The organism is Gordonia sihwensis (assembly GCF_029632925.1).
Classification (GTDB): domain Bacteria; phylum Actinomycetota; class Actinomycetes; order Mycobacteriales; family Mycobacteriaceae; genus Gordonia; species Gordonia sihwensis.
On record NZ_CP121248.1, the window covers coordinates 3,094,617 to 3,109,131 of the forward strand.

Annotated in this window: 15 protein-coding genes; 11 read left to right on the plus strand and 4 right to left on the minus strand. The window is 69.3% G+C overall.

Translation table 11 applies throughout. The features are described 5' to 3' along the window. Positions 1–31: 31 nt before the first annotated feature. Genes P5P27_RS14945 through P5P27_RS14970 form a run of 6 tightly spaced genes read left to right on the plus strand, consistent with a single transcriptional unit; the run spans position 32 to position 8,469 of the window. On the plus strand, positions 32–3,784 hold the full coding sequence (locus P5P27_RS14945) for a nitrate reductase subunit alpha (protein ID WP_222111246.1): 3,753 nt from the start codon (positions 32–34) through the stop codon (positions 3,782–3,784). Continuing rightward, positions 3,784–5,460 (plus strand): nitrate reductase subunit beta, encoded by a 1,677-nt coding sequence (gene narH / locus P5P27_RS14950; protein WP_278124752.1) that lies wholly within the window; start codon positions 3,784–3,786, stop codon positions 5,458–5,460. The genes P5P27_RS14945 and narH overlap by 1 nt, the downstream gene beginning before the upstream one ends. Further along, a complete protein-coding gene (gene narJ / locus P5P27_RS14955; protein ID WP_222111244.1) occupies positions 5,457–6,164 on the plus strand; it encodes a nitrate reductase molybdenum cofactor assembly chaperone in 708 nt (235 codons plus the stop codon). Before narH ends, narJ begins: the two co-directional genes overlap by 4 nt. Further along, positions 6,161–6,907 (plus strand): respiratory nitrate reductase subunit gamma, encoded by a 747-nt coding sequence (narI, locus tag P5P27_RS14960; RefSeq protein ID WP_045537162.1) that lies wholly within the window; start codon positions 6,161–6,163, stop codon positions 6,905–6,907. Before narJ ends, narI begins: the two co-directional genes overlap by 4 nt. Then, positions 6,908–8,143, plus strand: a complete 1,236-nt coding sequence (locus P5P27_RS14965; RefSeq protein WP_006895599.1) for an MFS transporter — start codon at positions 6,908–6,910, stop codon at positions 8,141–8,143. Then, positions 8,140–8,469, plus strand: a complete 330-nt coding sequence (locus tag P5P27_RS14970) for a cupin domain-containing protein (protein ID WP_045537160.1) — start codon at positions 8,140–8,142, stop codon at positions 8,467–8,469. The genes P5P27_RS14965 and P5P27_RS14970 overlap by 4 nt, the downstream gene beginning before the upstream one ends. Here the strand turns inward: P5P27_RS14970 and P5P27_RS14975 are convergent. Genes P5P27_RS14975 through P5P27_RS14990 form a run of 4 tightly spaced genes read right to left on the minus strand, consistent with a single transcriptional unit; the run spans position 8,437 to position 11,567 of the window. Then, positions 8,437–9,570 (minus strand): sulfate/molybdate ABC transporter ATP-binding protein, encoded by a 1,134-nt coding sequence (locus tag P5P27_RS14975; RefSeq protein WP_278124757.1) that lies wholly within the window; start codon positions 9,568–9,570, stop codon positions 8,437–8,439. The genes P5P27_RS14970 and P5P27_RS14975 overlap by 33 nt on opposite strands. After that, positions 9,567–10,352 carry an ABC transporter permease gene (locus P5P27_RS14980; protein WP_045537156.1) on the minus strand — a complete coding sequence of 262 codons (786 nt, stop codon included), beginning with the start codon at positions 10,350–10,352 and terminating at the stop codon, positions 9,567–9,569. Before P5P27_RS14980 ends, P5P27_RS14975 begins: the two co-directional genes overlap by 4 nt. 46 nt (positions 10,353–10,398) lie before the next feature. Continuing rightward, positions 10,399–11,157, minus strand: coding sequence for a molybdate ABC transporter substrate-binding protein (modA, locus tag P5P27_RS14985; protein ID WP_278124759.1), 759 nt, complete (start codon positions 11,155–11,157; stop codon positions 10,399–10,401). Next, on the minus strand, positions 11,157–11,567 hold the full coding sequence (locus P5P27_RS14990) for a TOBE domain-containing protein (RefSeq protein ID WP_062365884.1): 411 nt from the start codon (positions 11,565–11,567) through the stop codon (positions 11,157–11,159). The genes modA and P5P27_RS14990 overlap by 1 nt, the downstream gene beginning before the upstream one ends. Positions 11,568–11,748: 181 nt before the next feature. On the opposite strand from P5P27_RS14990, the gene P5P27_RS14995 reads away from it, so the two are divergent. Genes P5P27_RS14995 through P5P27_RS15015 form a run of 5 tightly spaced genes read left to right on the plus strand, consistent with a single transcriptional unit; the run spans position 11,749 to position 14,504 of the window. Further along, positions 11,749–12,975 carry a molybdopterin molybdotransferase MoeA gene (locus P5P27_RS14995; protein WP_222111241.1) on the plus strand — a complete coding sequence of 409 codons (1,227 nt, stop codon included), beginning with the start codon at positions 11,749–11,751 and terminating at the stop codon, positions 12,973–12,975. Then, the gene (moaC, locus tag P5P27_RS15000) at positions 12,972–13,445 is read left to right on the plus strand and encodes a cyclic pyranopterin monophosphate synthase MoaC (protein ID WP_278124763.1); all 474 of its coding nucleotides are present in this window, start codon (positions 12,972–12,974) and stop codon (positions 13,443–13,445) included. The genes P5P27_RS14995 and moaC overlap by 4 nt, the downstream gene beginning before the upstream one ends. Further along, on the plus strand, positions 13,442–14,029 hold the full coding sequence (mobA, locus tag P5P27_RS15005) for a molybdenum cofactor guanylyltransferase (RefSeq protein WP_222111239.1): 588 nt from the start codon (positions 13,442–13,444) through the stop codon (positions 14,027–14,029). The genes moaC and mobA overlap by 4 nt, the downstream gene beginning before the upstream one ends. Beyond that, positions 14,026–14,271, plus strand: a complete 246-nt coding sequence (locus tag P5P27_RS15010) for a DUF6457 domain-containing protein (RefSeq protein WP_222111238.1) — start codon at positions 14,026–14,028, stop codon at positions 14,269–14,271. Before mobA ends, P5P27_RS15010 begins: the two co-directional genes overlap by 4 nt. Continuing rightward, positions 14,268–14,504, plus strand: coding sequence for a MoaD/ThiS family protein (locus P5P27_RS15015; protein WP_278124766.1), 237 nt, complete (start codon positions 14,268–14,270; stop codon positions 14,502–14,504). The genes P5P27_RS15010 and P5P27_RS15015 overlap by 4 nt, the downstream gene beginning before the upstream one ends. Positions 14,505–14,515: the final 11 nt, after the last annotated feature.

The window sequence follows — 14,515 nt, forward strand, 5'->3', positions numbered from 1 at the left end:
CGGCATCACATCCCGTTTTACAGTGAGCCGTATGACAGCGTCTGACTCGGTTCAGGGCCCGGCAGCACAAGCATTGTTGGACGTCGGCCGCTTCTTCACCAAATGGGATGAGACCGACGACAGACGCGCGGTCTTCCGCGACGGCGGTCGTGCGGGCGACATCTTCTACCGCGACCGCTGGAGTCACGACAAGATCGTCCGGTCCACCCACGGGGTGAACTGCACGGGCTCGTGTTCGTGGAAGGTGTACGTCAAAGACGGCATCATCACCTGGGAGACACAGGAGACCGACTACCCGTCGGTGGGCCCCGACCGGCCGGAGTACGAGCCGCGCGGCTGCCCGCGCGGCGCCTCGTTCTCCTGGTACACCTACTCGCCCACCCGGGTCCGCCACCCCTATGCGCGCGGAGTGCTCCTGGAGATGTACCGGGAGGCCAAGCGCCGCACCGGCGATCCCGTGCTCGCGTGGGCCGACGTGGTCGGCGACCCGCTGCGCCGGCGCTCCTACCAGCAGGCTCGCGGCAAGGGCGGACTGGTCCGCGTCACGTGGGACGAGGCGATCGAGATGGCCGCCGCGGCGCATGTCCACACCATCAAGACCTACGGCCCCGACCGCTGCGCGGGCTTCTCCCCGATCCCTGCGATGTCGATCGTGAGCCACTGCGTGGGAACGCGGTTCATACAGCTCATCGGCGGCGTGATGACCTCGTTCTACGACTGGTACGCCGACCTCCCGGTGGCCAGCCCGCAGGTGTTCGGCGACCAGACCGATGTGCCCGAGTCGGGCGACTGGTGGGACGCGTCGTACCTGATGATGTGGGGATCCAACGTCCCGGTGACCAGGACGCCCGACGCCCACTGGATGACCGAGGTCCGCTATCGCGGGACCAAGGTGGTCAGCGTCTCGCCCGACTACGCCGACAACTCCAAGTTCGCCGACGAGTGGCTGCCCGCCCAGGCCGGCACCGACGCGGCGCTCGCGATGGCGATGGGTCACGTGATCCTCAAGGAGTTCTACGTCGACCGAGAAGGCGGACCGACCCCGTTCTTCGCCGACTTCACCCGCAAGTACACCGACCTCCCCTTCCTCATCCATCTCGACGAGCGCGACGGCACGCTGGTCCCCGGCAAGTTCGTGACCTCTGAGGAGTTGCGACCGGACCCGGCCAGCGGCCCCACCGAGGACGTCTGGAAGACGGTCCTGATCGACGACGCGACGGGCGAGCCGATGGTCCCGAACGGCACCCTGGGCGACCGGTACTCACCGTCCGGCGAAGGCCGGTGGAACCTCGATCTGGACGGTGTCACCCCACGGCTCACCCTGCTCGGTGAAACCGGCGCGGAGGCCGTCGAGGTCTCGTTCCCCTCCTTCGACGCCCCCGACGGCAGCGGCTCGGTCATCACCCGCGGAGTGCCCGCACGGCGATTCGGCGGGGGTCTGGTCACCACCGTCTACGATCTGCTGCTGGCCCAGTACGGGGTGGGCCGCGATGGCCTCCCGGGCCAGTGGCCCACCGGCTACGACGACGCCTCCAGTCCCTACACGCCCGCGTGGCAGGCCGAGATCACCAGCGTCCCAGCCGAATCCGCTATCCGTATCGCCCGGGAGTTCGCCACCAACGCCGAGGAGTCCGGCGGCCGGTCGATGATCATCATGGGTGCGGGCATCTGCCAGTGGTTCCACGGTGACGCCACCTACCGGGCGATCCTGGCCATGCTCATCCTCACCGGCTGCATGGGCCGCAACGGCGGCGGGTGGGCTCACTACGTAGGCCAGGAGAAGTGCCGTCCGATCACCGGCTGGATCTCACTGGCCAACGCCCTCGACTGGACCCGTCCCCCGCGTACCCAGCCGGGCACCTCGTACTGGTACATGCACACCGACCAGTGGCGCAACGACGGCTACTCCACGTCGGCCCTGACCTCACCGCTGTCATCGGGCACGCTCGACGGAATGCACACCGCCGACGCCATCGCGCAGTCGGCGCGGCTGGGATGGATGCCCTTCTATCCGCAGTTCTCCGACAACCCGCTCGACGTGGCCGACGCCGCCCGCTCGGCGGTCGAGTCGGGAGACGCGACCGATCCCGCGTCGTACGTGGCCGGGAAGCTGGTCGACGGCGGGCTGACGCCGGCGATCAGCGACGTCGACGCACCCGAGAACTGGCCGCGCACGCTGGTGCTGTGGCGGTCGAATCTGCTCGGCTCGTCGGCCAAGGGCGACGAGTACTTCCTGCGCCACCTGCTCGGCACCCATCACAACGTGCTCGGCAGCGAGAATCCCGAGGCCCCGAGGCCCCGGGAGGTGAAGTGGCACGAGCAGGCGCCCGAGGGCAAGCTCGACCTGCTGCTGTCGGCTGATTTCCGCATGACGTCGACCACGCTGTTGAGCGACATCGTGCTGCCCGCAGCGACCTGGTACGAGAAGCACGACCTCAGCTCCACCGACATGCACCCGTTCGTCCACGCCTTCAGTCCGGCGATCGATCCGCCGTGGGAGGCCAAGAGCGACTTCGACCTGTTCCACCTGCTGGCCGCGGAGTTGTCCCGGCAGGCGCGGACCCACCTGGGTACCCGCTACGACCTCGTCGCCACCGCCGCCCAGCACGACACCCCCGGCGAGACCGCGCAGCCGCACGGCCGGGTGGTGGACTGGCGCGACGGCGCACCGGCGATGCCCGGCGCGAACATGCCCTCGTTCCAGGTGGTGGAACGCGACTACACGGCCATCGCCGACAAGCTGGCCACCGTCGGGCCGCTCGCCGACAAGCTGGGCTTCACCGTCAAGGACGTCAACTACGACATCGCCTCGCAGATCCCCAAGCTGGCGGCGTCCAACGGAGTGATGCCGCCCCGGCCCGGCGACGGCGCGAGCGGGCCGGACTTCGACCGACCGGGCGTCGGACGTCCCGCCATCGACACCGACGCCAAGCTCGCCGAAGCGATCTTGACCTTCTCCGGTACCACCAACGGCGAACTGGCCGTGGACGGCTTCACCAAACTCGAACGCCGCGTCGGCAAGCGCCTCGCCGATCTCGCGGAGGGTTCGGAGGAGAAGCGCATCACCTTCGCCGACACGCAGTCGGCACCGGTGCCGGTCATCACCTCACCCGAGTGGTCGGGTTCGGAGAGCGGCGGACGACGGTACGCGCCGTTCACCGTGAACATCGAGCGCGACAAACCCTTCCACACGCTCACCGGGCGTCTGCACTTCTACCTCGACCACGACTGGATGCTCGACATCGGGGAGGCGCTGCCGATCTACCGACCGCCCCTCGACATGCATCGGTTGTTCGGCGAACCGAAGCTCGGGCCCGACGGCAGCAAGCAGATCACCGTCCGGTACCTCACGCCGCACAACAAGTGGTCGATCCACTCCGAGTACCAGGACAACCTGTTCATGCTCTCGCTCTCGCGCGGCGGTCCCACCGCGTGGCTGTCGCCGGAGGACGCGGCGTCGATCGATGTGCACGACAACGACTGGATCGAGTGCGTCAATGCCAACGGCGTCTACGTCGCACGCGCCATCGTCAGCCACCGCATGCCAGTCGGGGTCTGCTACGTCCACCACGCCCAGGAGCGGACCATCGACGTCCCGAAGTCGGAGGCCACGGGCCGCCGCGGCGGCATCCACAACTCCGCGACCCGTCTGCTGGTGAAGCCCTCACATCTGATCGGCGGCTATGCGCAGCTGACGTACGCATTCAACTACCTCGGGCCGACGGGCAATCAACGCGACATCGTCTCGACCATCCGCAAGCGCAGCCAGGAGGTGACCTACTGATGCGAGTCATGGCTCAGGTCGGGATGGTGATGAATCTCGACAAGTGCATCGGCTGTCACACGTGCTCGGTCACGTGCAAGCAGGCGTGGACCAACCGTGCGGGCACCGAGTACGTGTGGTTCAACAACGTCGAGACCCGCCCCGGCCAGGGATATCCGCGGCGGTACGAGGACCAGGAGCAGTGGAAGGGCGGATGGCACCTCAATAAGAAGGGCGATCTGCGGCTCCGCACCGGCGGGCGCCTGCAGAAGCTCTTCACCATCTTCCACAGCCCGGTCCAGCCCACGCTGAGCGACTACTACGAGCCGTGGACCTACGACTACGAGACGCTGGTGAACGCCCCGCTGGGCGACGACTTCCCGGTCGCACGGCCGAAGTCGCTGATCACCGGTGAGGACACCAAGGTCACGTGGTCAGCCAACTGGGACGACAACCTGGGCGGGTCGGCGGAGTACGGCGATCTGGACCCGATCGTCGAGAAGATCCGCAAGGAGTCGGAGGCGAAGATCCAGTTCTCCTTCGAGCAGACCTTCATGTTCTATCTTCCGCGCATCTGCGAGCACTGCCTCAATCCGGCGTGCATGGCGTCGTGCCCGTCCGGTGCGATCTACAAACGCAAGGAGGACGGCATCGTCCTGGTGGACCAGGACCGCTGCCGCGGCTGGCGCCAGTGCATCACCGGCTGCCCGTACAAGAAGATCTATTTCAACCACCGCTCGGGCAAGGCGGAGAAGTGCACGCTGTGCTATCCGCGCATCGAGGTGGGTCAGCCCACGGTGTGCTCGGAGACCTGCGTCGGACGGCTCCGGTACCTCGGCATCTTCCTCTACGACGCCGACGCCGTGACCGCGGCGGCGTCGGTTCCCGACGACAAGGACCTCTACGAGGCCCAACTCGATCTGATGCTCGACCCCGACGATCCGGAGGTGATCGCGCAGGCCCGCGCCGCGGGGATCCCCGACGACTGGATGGACGCCGCGCGCCGGTCGCCGGTGTACGCGCTCGCGAAGAAGTACCGGGTGGCACTGCCCCTGCATCCGGAGTACCGGACGATGCCGATGGTCTGGTACATCCCGCCGCTGTCGCCGATCGTCGACCTGCTGTCGGAGCAGGGACACGACGGCGAGGATCACGGCAATCTCTTCGGCGCCATCGACTCTCTGCGCATCCCCGTGGAGTATCTCGCGGAGTTGTTCACCGCGGGCGACACCGGCGTCGTCGAGGACGTGCTCCGGAAACTGGCCGCCATGCGCGCGTACATGCGCGACGTCAACCTCGGTCGTGAGACCAACCCGCTCATCCCGGGCTCGGTCGGCATGACCGAGGAATCGGTCTACGAGATGTACCGGCTTCTGGCGATCGCCAAGTACGACGAGCGCTACGTGATTCCGACCGCCCACCACGAGCAGGCCGTCAAGCTCGACGAGATGGCCTGCTCCCTCGATCAGGAGGGCGGCCCCGGCATGTACGAGTCCGGTTCCTTCGGCGAGGCCAGCGGCCGGCCGATCCCGGTGTCGGTGGAGACCTTCCAGGCGCTCAAGCAGCGGCAGACCACGGACATGCCCGCCGGGGACGCGACTCTGCGCGGTCGGACCAACCTGTTGAACTGGGACGGAAACGGCGTCCCGGAGGGCATGTTCCCGCAGCAGTCCGCCGAGCACGGGTCCGGATCATGAGGCTGCTGCCCCGCCGACGTGTCGCCGCGCGCACCGATGCCCGCGTGGTGCATCAGATCGCCGCGTGGAGTCTCGGCTACCCCGACGCCGAGTTCTTCGGCCGCATCGACCTGATGAGGTCGGCGCTCGACGAGACGGCCGCGGGTGAGTCCGCCGACGCCCTGCGCGGGTTCCTCGATCACGCCGCATCGGCCGACCCCTCGCAACTCGCGCAGCACTACACCGACGTCTTCGATCTCTCGCGCAAGCACACGCTGTACCTGTCCTACTGGTCGGCCGGCGACACACGGCGTCGCGGATCGGTTCTCACCGACTTCAAACAGCTCTACCGCGACAGCGGATTCGTGGTGGATCTGCACGGCGAACTGCCCGACCACCTGCCGGTGGTCCTGGAGTTCGCGGCGCTCGCGGACCCCGAACGCGGCGTTCAGGTCCTGACCGAGAACCGTCCGTCCCTCGAACTGATCCGCCTGTCGCTGGTCGACGTCGGCTCCCCGTACGCGGACGTTCTGGCGGCGGTGTGCGCGACACTGCCCGGACAGTCGCCGCCCGACCGTGCATCCGCACTCGCGATGGCCGGTCCCGAGCGCGCCGTCGAGACCGTCGGCCTCGAGCCGTACGACGCGCGACTGCTTCCCCTGTTCACCATCGACGATTTCACCCGCAACGGTTTCACCGACTCCGGCGAAGAGGCATACCGATGAACATCTTTCTGTGGGGCGTCCTACCGTACATCGCGCTGATCAGCGTGATCGGCGGAACCATCTGGCGGTACCGGTACGACAAGTTCGGCTGGACCACCCGCTCGTCGGAGCTCTACGAGTCCCGGCTGCTGCGGTTCGGTTCGCCGCTGTTCCACTACGGGATCCTCGCGGTGATCGCTGGCCACGCCATCGGTCTGGTGATCCCGCAGTCGTGGACCGACGCGGTCGGGATCACCGAGACGATGTACCACTGGGTGGCGGCGGTCGGCGGCATCATCGCCGCCGCCGCGACCCTGCTCGGCGTGGGCATCCTCATCTATCGCAGGCGCACCACCGGGCCGGTCTTCATGGCGACGACGCGCAACGACAAGCTGATGTACGCGGTCCTGGTCGCGGCGCTGATCGCGGGCAGCTACATCACCCTTGTCGGCATGATCGATCCCCACGGCGAGGGCGTGAACTACCGCGAGACCGTCTCCCCGTGGTTCCGCTCGGTCTTCTACTTCCAGCCCGACATCTCCTCGATGGAGGCGGCCCCACTGCGCTTCCACATCCACGTCGTGATCGGCATGGTCATGTTCATGCTGGTGCCGTTCACGCGGCTGGTCCACATCTTCACCGCTCCCATCCACTACCTGTTCCGCCCGTACATCGTCTACCGCAGCAAGGACACGCGCCCGGCCCCGGGCAACGCGCCGAGCCGCCGCGGCTGGGCTCCCATCGGTGTGAAGGACCGTGACTGAATGACCGCGCCCGTGACAATCGACAAATCGGCCCAGACCCGCAATCTCGTTCTCGCCACCGTCGCCTTCGCGATCAGCTTCTGGGCCTGGAACCTGATCGCTCCGCTGGGCGTGTTCTACGCCGGACCGAACGAACTCGATCTCGACTCCACGCAGAAGTCCGTGCTCGTCGCGGTGCCGATCCTCGTCGGCTCCCTCGGCCGGATCGTCGTCGGCGTGCTGACGCCCCGCTACGGCGGCCGCATCATGTTCACCGCGCTGCTGCTGATCTCGGCGCCCTTCGTGATTCTGGTGGCGGTGGCCGGTGAGCTGAAGTCGTACCCGATGTTGCTGGTGATCGGCTTCTTCCTCGGCATCGCGGGCACCACCTTCGCCGTCGGCATCCCGTTCCTGAACAGCTGGTACGAACCCAGTCGCCGCGGTTTCGCGACCGGCGTCTTCGGCGCCGGGATGGGCGGGACGGCGCTCTCGGCGTTCTTCACGCCGCGGTTCCGCGAATGGTTCGGCTACTTCCCCACGCACATCATCATCGCGGTGGCGCTGGTGGTGGTCGCGGTGGCCTGCTGGATGTTCATGCGTGAGGCCCCGGCGTGGGAGCCGAACACCGAGTCGGCGGTGCCGAAGCTCGTCGGCGCTCTCAAGCTGCCGATCACCTGGCAGATGTCCTTCCTGTATGCGGCGGCGTTCGGCGGATTCGTCGCCTTCTCCACCTACCTGCCGACGTACTTGAACGACGTCTACGACATCACCGACCTGAAGTCGGCCGGCGCCCGCACCGCCGGATTCGCCATCGCAGCGGTGGTGATGCGACCGGTCGGCGGTGCACTCTCCGACAAGTTCGGGCCGCGGATCATCACCGCGATCTCGTGCGGCGGCGCCGCAGTGCTGGCCGTGTGGATGATGACCAAGCCCGACCTCGGCAGCGGGCTGGCCGCGGTCGACTTCATCCTGATGGCGATGATGATGGGCATGGGATCGGGTTCGGTCTTCGCCTGGGTGTCGCTGGCCTCACCGCCCGCACGCGTGGGCGCGGTCACCGGCCTGGTCGGTGCGGCGGGTGGCCTCGGCGGCTTCTTCCCGCCGCTGGTGATGGGCGCGACCTACAACGCGGTGGAGCACTCGTACACGATCGGCCTCGGGCTCCTGGTGGCCTTCGCGGCGGCGGCGTGTCTGTTCACCGTCTTCGGCATCCCGAAGAGTGAGGCCGAACGTGAGCGGGCGGAGGCGTCGGCATGAGCGCGGTGTCGTTACCCGAAGTGGTCGAGGAACTCCTGGCCGAGGCGCGCGAAGCGCACTCCGGCCGCGCCGGACGCACGGTGCGCGGTCACAGCGACCACCGGCTGCGGCACACCGTGATCGCGCTCCGCGCCGGCGCCGAACTGTCCGACCACGAGAGTCCCGGCGAGGCGACCCTCCAGGTCCTCCATGGCCGCGTTCGGTTGACGTGCGAGGACGGCGACTGGGAAGGGGGCGCCGGCGCCCTCACCGATATTCCCCCGACCCGGCACGGCCTGGTCGCCGACGACGACTCAGCGGTCCTGCTGACCGTCGCCCTGCGCTGACCTCGGCGGGCCGGCGGAGATTTCGGCTCCCGGACGGGGCTCACAGCCCCGTCCGGGAGCCGAAATCTCATCGGGCGTGCGCAAGCGCCGAACCCGCATCCCGGTCGGGGTGAACCACGCCTGTTCTCCGACACCCGGCGGCACCACACCCACCGGAGTCTGCGCCACCAGACCGCCGTCGCTCTCGACGAGTACCCGGCCCGCGTGCACCGACACCGAACGCACCCGGCTCCGGACCGCGCCCGACGTCCGGGACACCGTGACCTCGTGCGGAACCACGATCCCGAACGCCCGGGCCCCCTCCGCGACGTCCTCGACCGCGACCGCCGGCAGCACATCGTCCCCGGTCACCAGGGCGCCCTCACTCCAGACGCCGTGCACCACCGCGTATCCCGCCAGGGCTGCGCTGAACGGATGAGCCGGCGCCGCGGCCATCTGCGCCGGCGTCGTCTCCTCGACGACGGTGCCCGACTCGATCACCAGACACCGGCTCGCCCACTGCCACGCGTCCGCCAACTCGTGTGTCACCAGGACGCTGGTGGTCGCCGTGCGCGCGAGCTCGTCGGAGAGCATCCGCCGGATCTGCGGAGCGCTGGCCGCATCGAGCGCGGCGAAGGGCTCATCGAGCAGCAGCACCTCGGGTTCGGCGGCGAGCGCGCGGGCGATCGCGACCCGCTGCTGCTGGCCGCCCGAGAGGCGATGCGGCTTCCACCCGCCCGCATCGGGCAGACCGATCCGACCGAGCCAGCCCTCCGCGATCGCGCGCGCCTGCCGCCGGGATCGGCCCTGGGCACGCGGCCCGAAGGCCAGATTGTCGACGACCGACAGGTGCGGGAAGAGCCGGGGCTTCTGCTCGAGCAAGGTCACTCTGCGCTGCTCGGGCGGGACGTGGACGCGGCCGTCGAGGACTCGTCCACCCAGGCGGATCTCGCCCGCGGTCGGCCGGATGAGACCCGCCAGCGCGCCCAGGAGCGTCGACTTGCCCGCACCGTTCGGACCCAATACCGCCAGGCACTCCCCGCCCGGCACCTCGAACGCGGCCGAGACGGTGAACTGCGCTCGGCGGATCTCGATGCGCGCGGTGAGCGGCTGCCCGCTCACCGGACCGCGTCCGTTCGCCACGACCGCAGCCCGAGCACGATCACCGCGGTACTCACCAGCAACAGCAACGAGAGCGCGACCGCCGAATCCTGCGTGACGCCCACCCCGTTGAAGGCGGTGTAGATGGCCAGGGGCATGGTCCGGGTGACGCCCGGAGAGTTCCCCGCGAAGAGTGCCGTCGCCCCGAACTCGCCGAGCGCGCGTGCGAAGGCGAGCGCCGCACCGGCGGCCAGACCCGGCAGCACGAGCGGAAGCGTGATCCGCGACAGCACGCGCCAACGGCCGGCTCCGAGGGTCGAGGCGATCTGCTCGTAGCCGTCGCCTGCGGTTCGCAGCGCACCCTCGACCGCGATGACGTAGAACGGCATGGCGACGAACGTCTGCGCCACCACCACCGCGGCAGTCGTGTACGGCAGGCTGTAGCCCGTCGCCTCGAACACCGGCTTGCCGACCAGCCCCGACCGGCCCAGCAACGACAGCAGCGCCAGTCCGCCGACCATCGGCGGCAGCACCAGGGGGATCAGGACCGTCGCTCGCAGCACCGACGCCCAGCGCTGCGGCGCGCGGGCGATCACCACGGCCAGCGGGGTGCCGATCACAGCGCACGCGGCGGTCGCACAGGCCGCGGTGACCAGCGACAGCCACAGTGCCGTCAGCGATGCCGACGAGAAGAGGTCGGCGCCGAGCGTCTCCCACCGCACCCGCGAGATCAACCCGACGATGGGCGCGACCAACAGAGCCAGCGCGACCAACGCGGGCACGTACAGCGCCTTCGGCAGCATCACCGGGGCCTCGGTGGCGACGTGGCGGCCTCGGGCCGGGAACCGGTCACGGCGCGCCGAAACCGTACTTCGCCAGGATCTTCTGTCCTGCGGGCGAGAGGACGTAGGCGGTGAAGGCAGCGGCGGCCGCCGGCGACGGAGCCTTCTTCGACACCGCGATCGGGTAACGGTTGACCGCGACCTGAACGTCGGCGGGAGTGATGCCGATCAGCTTGCCGTTCGAGGCGGCCACATCGGTCTTGTAGACCAGACCGGCGTCGGCCTCGCCCGCCTCGACGCGGTTGACCACCGAGGTCACGTTGGTCTCCTCGCTGACCGGCGAGACGTCGACGTGCGCGGCGGCGAGCAGCTTGCGCGAGGCCTTGCCACAGGGCACCTCCGGAGCGCAGAGCACGCCGGTGACGCCGGGCTTCGTCAGGTCGGCCAGGCTCGTGACGTGCTTCGGGTTGCCCGGCGCGACGGCGATCTGCATCGTATTGGTCGCGAAGACGGTGCCCGCGTCGGTGACACCGGCGTCGGTGACCGGCGTGAGACTCGACTGGTCCGCGAAGGCGATGACGTCGACGTCGGCGCCCTCCACGATCTGGGTCGCGAGGGCCTGCGAGCCGTCGTACACGATCGGCGCCACCGAGTACTCTGGGTGCGCCGCGGTGAAGGACTTGGCCAGTTCGTCGAACGATCCCTGCAGCGAGGCCGCGGCGAAGATCCTGATCGGCGCCGAGGCACCGGCCGACGCCTGCTCCTGACTGCTGCATCCGGCTACCAGCAGCATCAGTCCGAGCACTGCGGCCACGAACTTCTTCATCAGACGGCACTCCGTCCCGACGGGGTCTCCACGACCACCGCCGTCGCTTTGACCGTCGCGGTCGCAAGGGAGCCCACTTCCAATCCGAGTTCCCTCACCGCCTCGGTCGACATCAGCGACACCACCCGGTGCGGGCCGCTGCGCATCTCCACCTGGCTCATCACCGGGTCGGACTGAACATGTGTGACGATCCCGACGAAGCGGTTCCGAGCGCTGGTGCCGCGCGTCACCGGATCGTGGCGCCCCGATTCCGCGGAGGCGAGAAAGCCTGCGAGGTCGGCACCGTCGACAGTCGCGCGGCCCGAGTCGTCGGTCCCCGATGCGATCCGGCCCTGTTCGATCCATCTGCGGAGGGTGTCGTCGCTGACGCCGAGGAGGTCCGCGGCTTCCCGAATCCGAAACACGGTCATAACGACTGAATCTATACGCATCTGCGGCAGCTCGCTCGCCTTGCGCTGCGCATCTGAGGACTCGCGATCGCCCGGGCCCTCCGCCGACCGCGACCGGCGCCTGCGCTCCCGGGCTGCGCACCCGACCGATCCCGAGCCGATAGGCTGAGGCCATGCCTTTGCGTGCGGACCGGAGTCCCGAGTGATCACCGTCGACGAGCACCGCTCCCGGATTCAGACAACCGTGTCGCGCCTGCCCGCGACCATCCTCTCCATTCACAGTGCGGCCGGGCTCGTCCTCGCCGAGGACGTCACCAACCGGTGGCCGGTCCCGCTGTTCGACAACTCCGCGATGGACGGTTACGCCGTCCGGCGCGTCGACGCAGCGGTGGGCGCGACGCTGAAGGTGGTAGCCGACGTTCCCGCGGGCAGTCCGGACGACCCGCCGATCGGCGCCGGAGAAGCCGTCCGGATCATGACCGGCGCGCCGGTTCCCACCGACGCCGACGCGATCGTCCCCCTGGAGCACACGGATCTCGGCACCGAGATCCTGGCGACGCCTCCGGACAGCGTGACCGTCACGGTGGAACCGAAACCGCACGCCCACATCCGGCGATCCGGCGAGGACGCACCGGCGGGCGCCGTCGCCGTTTCGGCGGGCACGGTTCTCGGCCCGTGGCAGGTGTCGGCGATCGCGTCGGCCGGACACGACCGGGTCCTGGCCTACCGCCGGCCCCGGGTCGCGGTGATCTCGACCGGAACCGAACTCGTCGAACCCTCGCAGACGCCCCGCCGCGGGCAGATCCCGGAATCCAACTCCGCGCTGCTGTCGGCCGCGGTGGCGGAGGCGGGCGCCGAAGTGGCCTGGACTGCGACTGTCGAGGACGACGAGGAAGCCCTCCGGCGGACTCTCGCTGATCCGGACGTGGACGCGGTCGTCCTCACCGGCGGCGCCAGCGTCGGCGCGTTCGACGTGGTCAAAGCGGTCCTGAACGGGGTGGGCGGCATCGAGTTCACCACCGTGGCGATGCAGCCCGGCAAACCGCAGGGCTTCGGGCTGCTCGGGGTGCGCGGCCCGAGCGCTGAACGCACCGGGATCCCGGTGTTCTGCCTGCCCGGCAACCCGGTCAGCGTCGCGGTGTCGTTCGAGATGTTCGTGCGGCCGGCCCTGCGGAAGATGGCCGGGCACACCGACCTCGATCGCCCGCGCGTGGTCCGGCGCGCCGCGACGGGCTGGCGCAGCCGCGCCGACCGGGTCCAGATCCTTCCCGCGGTGGCCGACGCACAGACCGTCCGGCCGGCCTCCCGCGGCGGCAGTGGCTCACACCTGGTGTCCTCGCTCGCCGACGCCTCCGCGCTGGCGATCGTGCCCGCGGACGTGGTGGAGATATTCGAGGGAGATCCCGTCACCGTGATGGTGCTGTCATGAGCGGCGGCCCCTTCACCCACCTGGACGATGCGGGCCAGGCACGCATGGTCGACGTGACCGAGAAGAATCCGACGGTCCGCAGTGCGACCGCGCAGGGCTTCGTCCGGTGCTCGCCGCAGATCGTCGCCACCCTCCGCGACGGCGCGGTCCCTAAGGGCGATGTGCTGGCGGTGGCGCGCATCGCGGGCATCTCGGCCGCCAAACGCACTCCGGAACTGCTGCCGCTGGCCCATGTGATCGGCGTGCACGGCGCGGCCGTCGACCTCACGATCGTCGACGACGGCGTCACCGTCTCTGCGACGGTCCGCACCGCCGATCGCACGGGGGTGGAGATGGAGGCGCTCACCGCCGTCAGCGTCGCCGCGCTGGCGCTCGTCGACATGGTGAAGGGCCTCGACAAATCGGTCGAGATCGAGAACGTCCGGCTGGTGCGCAAGACCGGCGGCAAGAGCGGCGACTGGGTGCGATGACCGCGGCCATCGTGCTCGCCGGAGGTCGTGCCGCCCGCATGGGCGGTGCCGACAAGGCGAGTATCGACGTCGGCGGGCGCACGCTGATCGACGCCGTGTACGACGCACTCGCCGGCGCCGACCCGGTGATCGCGGTCGGACCGCAGAGCGTGGGCCGGCCGGGTGTGCAGGTGATCCGGGAGGATCCCCCGTTCGGCGGTCCGGTGGCCGGACTGGCCGCGGCACTCGGGGCCGTCGGCGACAGCGCCGAGGTGTGGCTGCTCGCCTGCGACCTGCCCCGCGCCGAGGCGGTGGTCGCGCAACTCCGGGACGTCGCTCTCGCCGCCGTGGACGACGCGGTGGTCCTGGAAGACGCCGACGGCCGGATCCAGTGGCTGGCGGGACGGTACCGGACGGAGTCGCTTCGCCGGGCGGTCGCCGCGCTGACCAGTGCGCGCGACGCGTCGATGCGGGCGCTGACCGCGGGGCTGTCGCTGCGCACGGTGGTCGACCGAGCTGGCGCCGCGATCGACCTCGACACCTGGGACGACGTGCGCGATTATCGGTTGACCACCCGAACCGTCGATACGGAGGACGAATCGTGACCGCCTATCCCCCCGGACTGGACCGCTGGGCGCAGGAACTCGCCCCGGCCCTGGGTCTGAATGAGGCCGAGGTGCCCACCGCGCTGCTGCTGGATGTGACCCGCGATGTCGCTCACTCGATCCTGCGCCCGGCCGGCCCCATCACGACCTATCTGATCGGCCTCGCCGTCGCGAACGGCATGTCGGCAGAGGATGCGGCCGCACGGGTGCACGAACTGGTGGAGAAGAGATCGGCCGAATGATCATCCGTTACTTCGCGGGAGCCGCGGAGGCCGCGGGCCGTTCGGAGCAGACCGCTGACGGTTCCGCGGCGGTCGACGACTTGAAGGCTCGGCTGTCCGGAGAACTGGGCCCCGAGTTCGAGCGAGTGCTGAGCTGCTGTTCGATCCTGGTGGACGGGGTCCGCGCCACCGACGAGACGGTCGCGGCGGCCGACGCCACCGTGGACATCCTGCCGCCCTTCGCCGGCGGCTGACGGCACCGGCT

Coding starts and splice junctions, on each gene's coding strand:
- P5P27_RS15015 (WP_278124766.1), top strand. CDS start 14,268: ATGATCATCCGTTACTTCGCGGGAGCCGCGGAGGCCGCGGGCCGTTCG.
- P5P27_RS14970 (WP_045537160.1), top strand. CDS start 8,140: ATGAGCGCGGTGTCGTTACCCGAAGTGGTCGAGGAACTCCTGGCCGAG.
- narJ (WP_222111244.1), top strand. CDS start 5,457: ATGAGGCTGCTGCCCCGCCGACGTGTCGCCGCGCGCACCGATGCCCGC.
- moaC (WP_278124763.1), top strand. CDS start 12,972: ATGAGCGGCGGCCCCTTCACCCACCTGGACGATGCGGGCCAGGCACGC.
- mobA (WP_222111239.1), top strand. CDS start 13,442: ATGACCGCGGCCATCGTGCTCGCCGGAGGTCGTGCCGCCCGCATGGGC.
- narI (WP_045537162.1), top strand. CDS start 6,161: ATGAACATCTTTCTGTGGGGCGTCCTACCGTACATCGCGCTGATCAGC.
- P5P27_RS14945 (WP_222111246.1), top strand. CDS start 32: ATGACAGCGTCTGACTCGGTTCAGGGCCCGGCAGCACAAGCATTGTTG.
- P5P27_RS14965 (WP_006895599.1), top strand. CDS start 6,908: ATGACCGCGCCCGTGACAATCGACAAATCGGCCCAGACCCGCAATCTC.
- narH (WP_278124752.1), top strand. CDS start 3,784: ATGCGAGTCATGGCTCAGGTCGGGATGGTGATGAATCTCGACAAGTGC.
- P5P27_RS14980 (WP_045537156.1), bottom strand. CDS start 10,352: ATGCTGCCGAAGGCGCTGTACGTGCCCGCGTTGGTCGCGCTGGCTCTG.
- modA (WP_278124759.1), bottom strand. CDS start 11,157: ATGAAGAAGTTCGTGGCCGCAGTGCTCGGACTGATGCTGCTGGTAGCC.
- P5P27_RS14990 (WP_062365884.1), bottom strand. CDS start 11,567: ATGACCGTGTTTCGGATTCGGGAAGCCGCGGACCTCCTCGGCGTCAGC.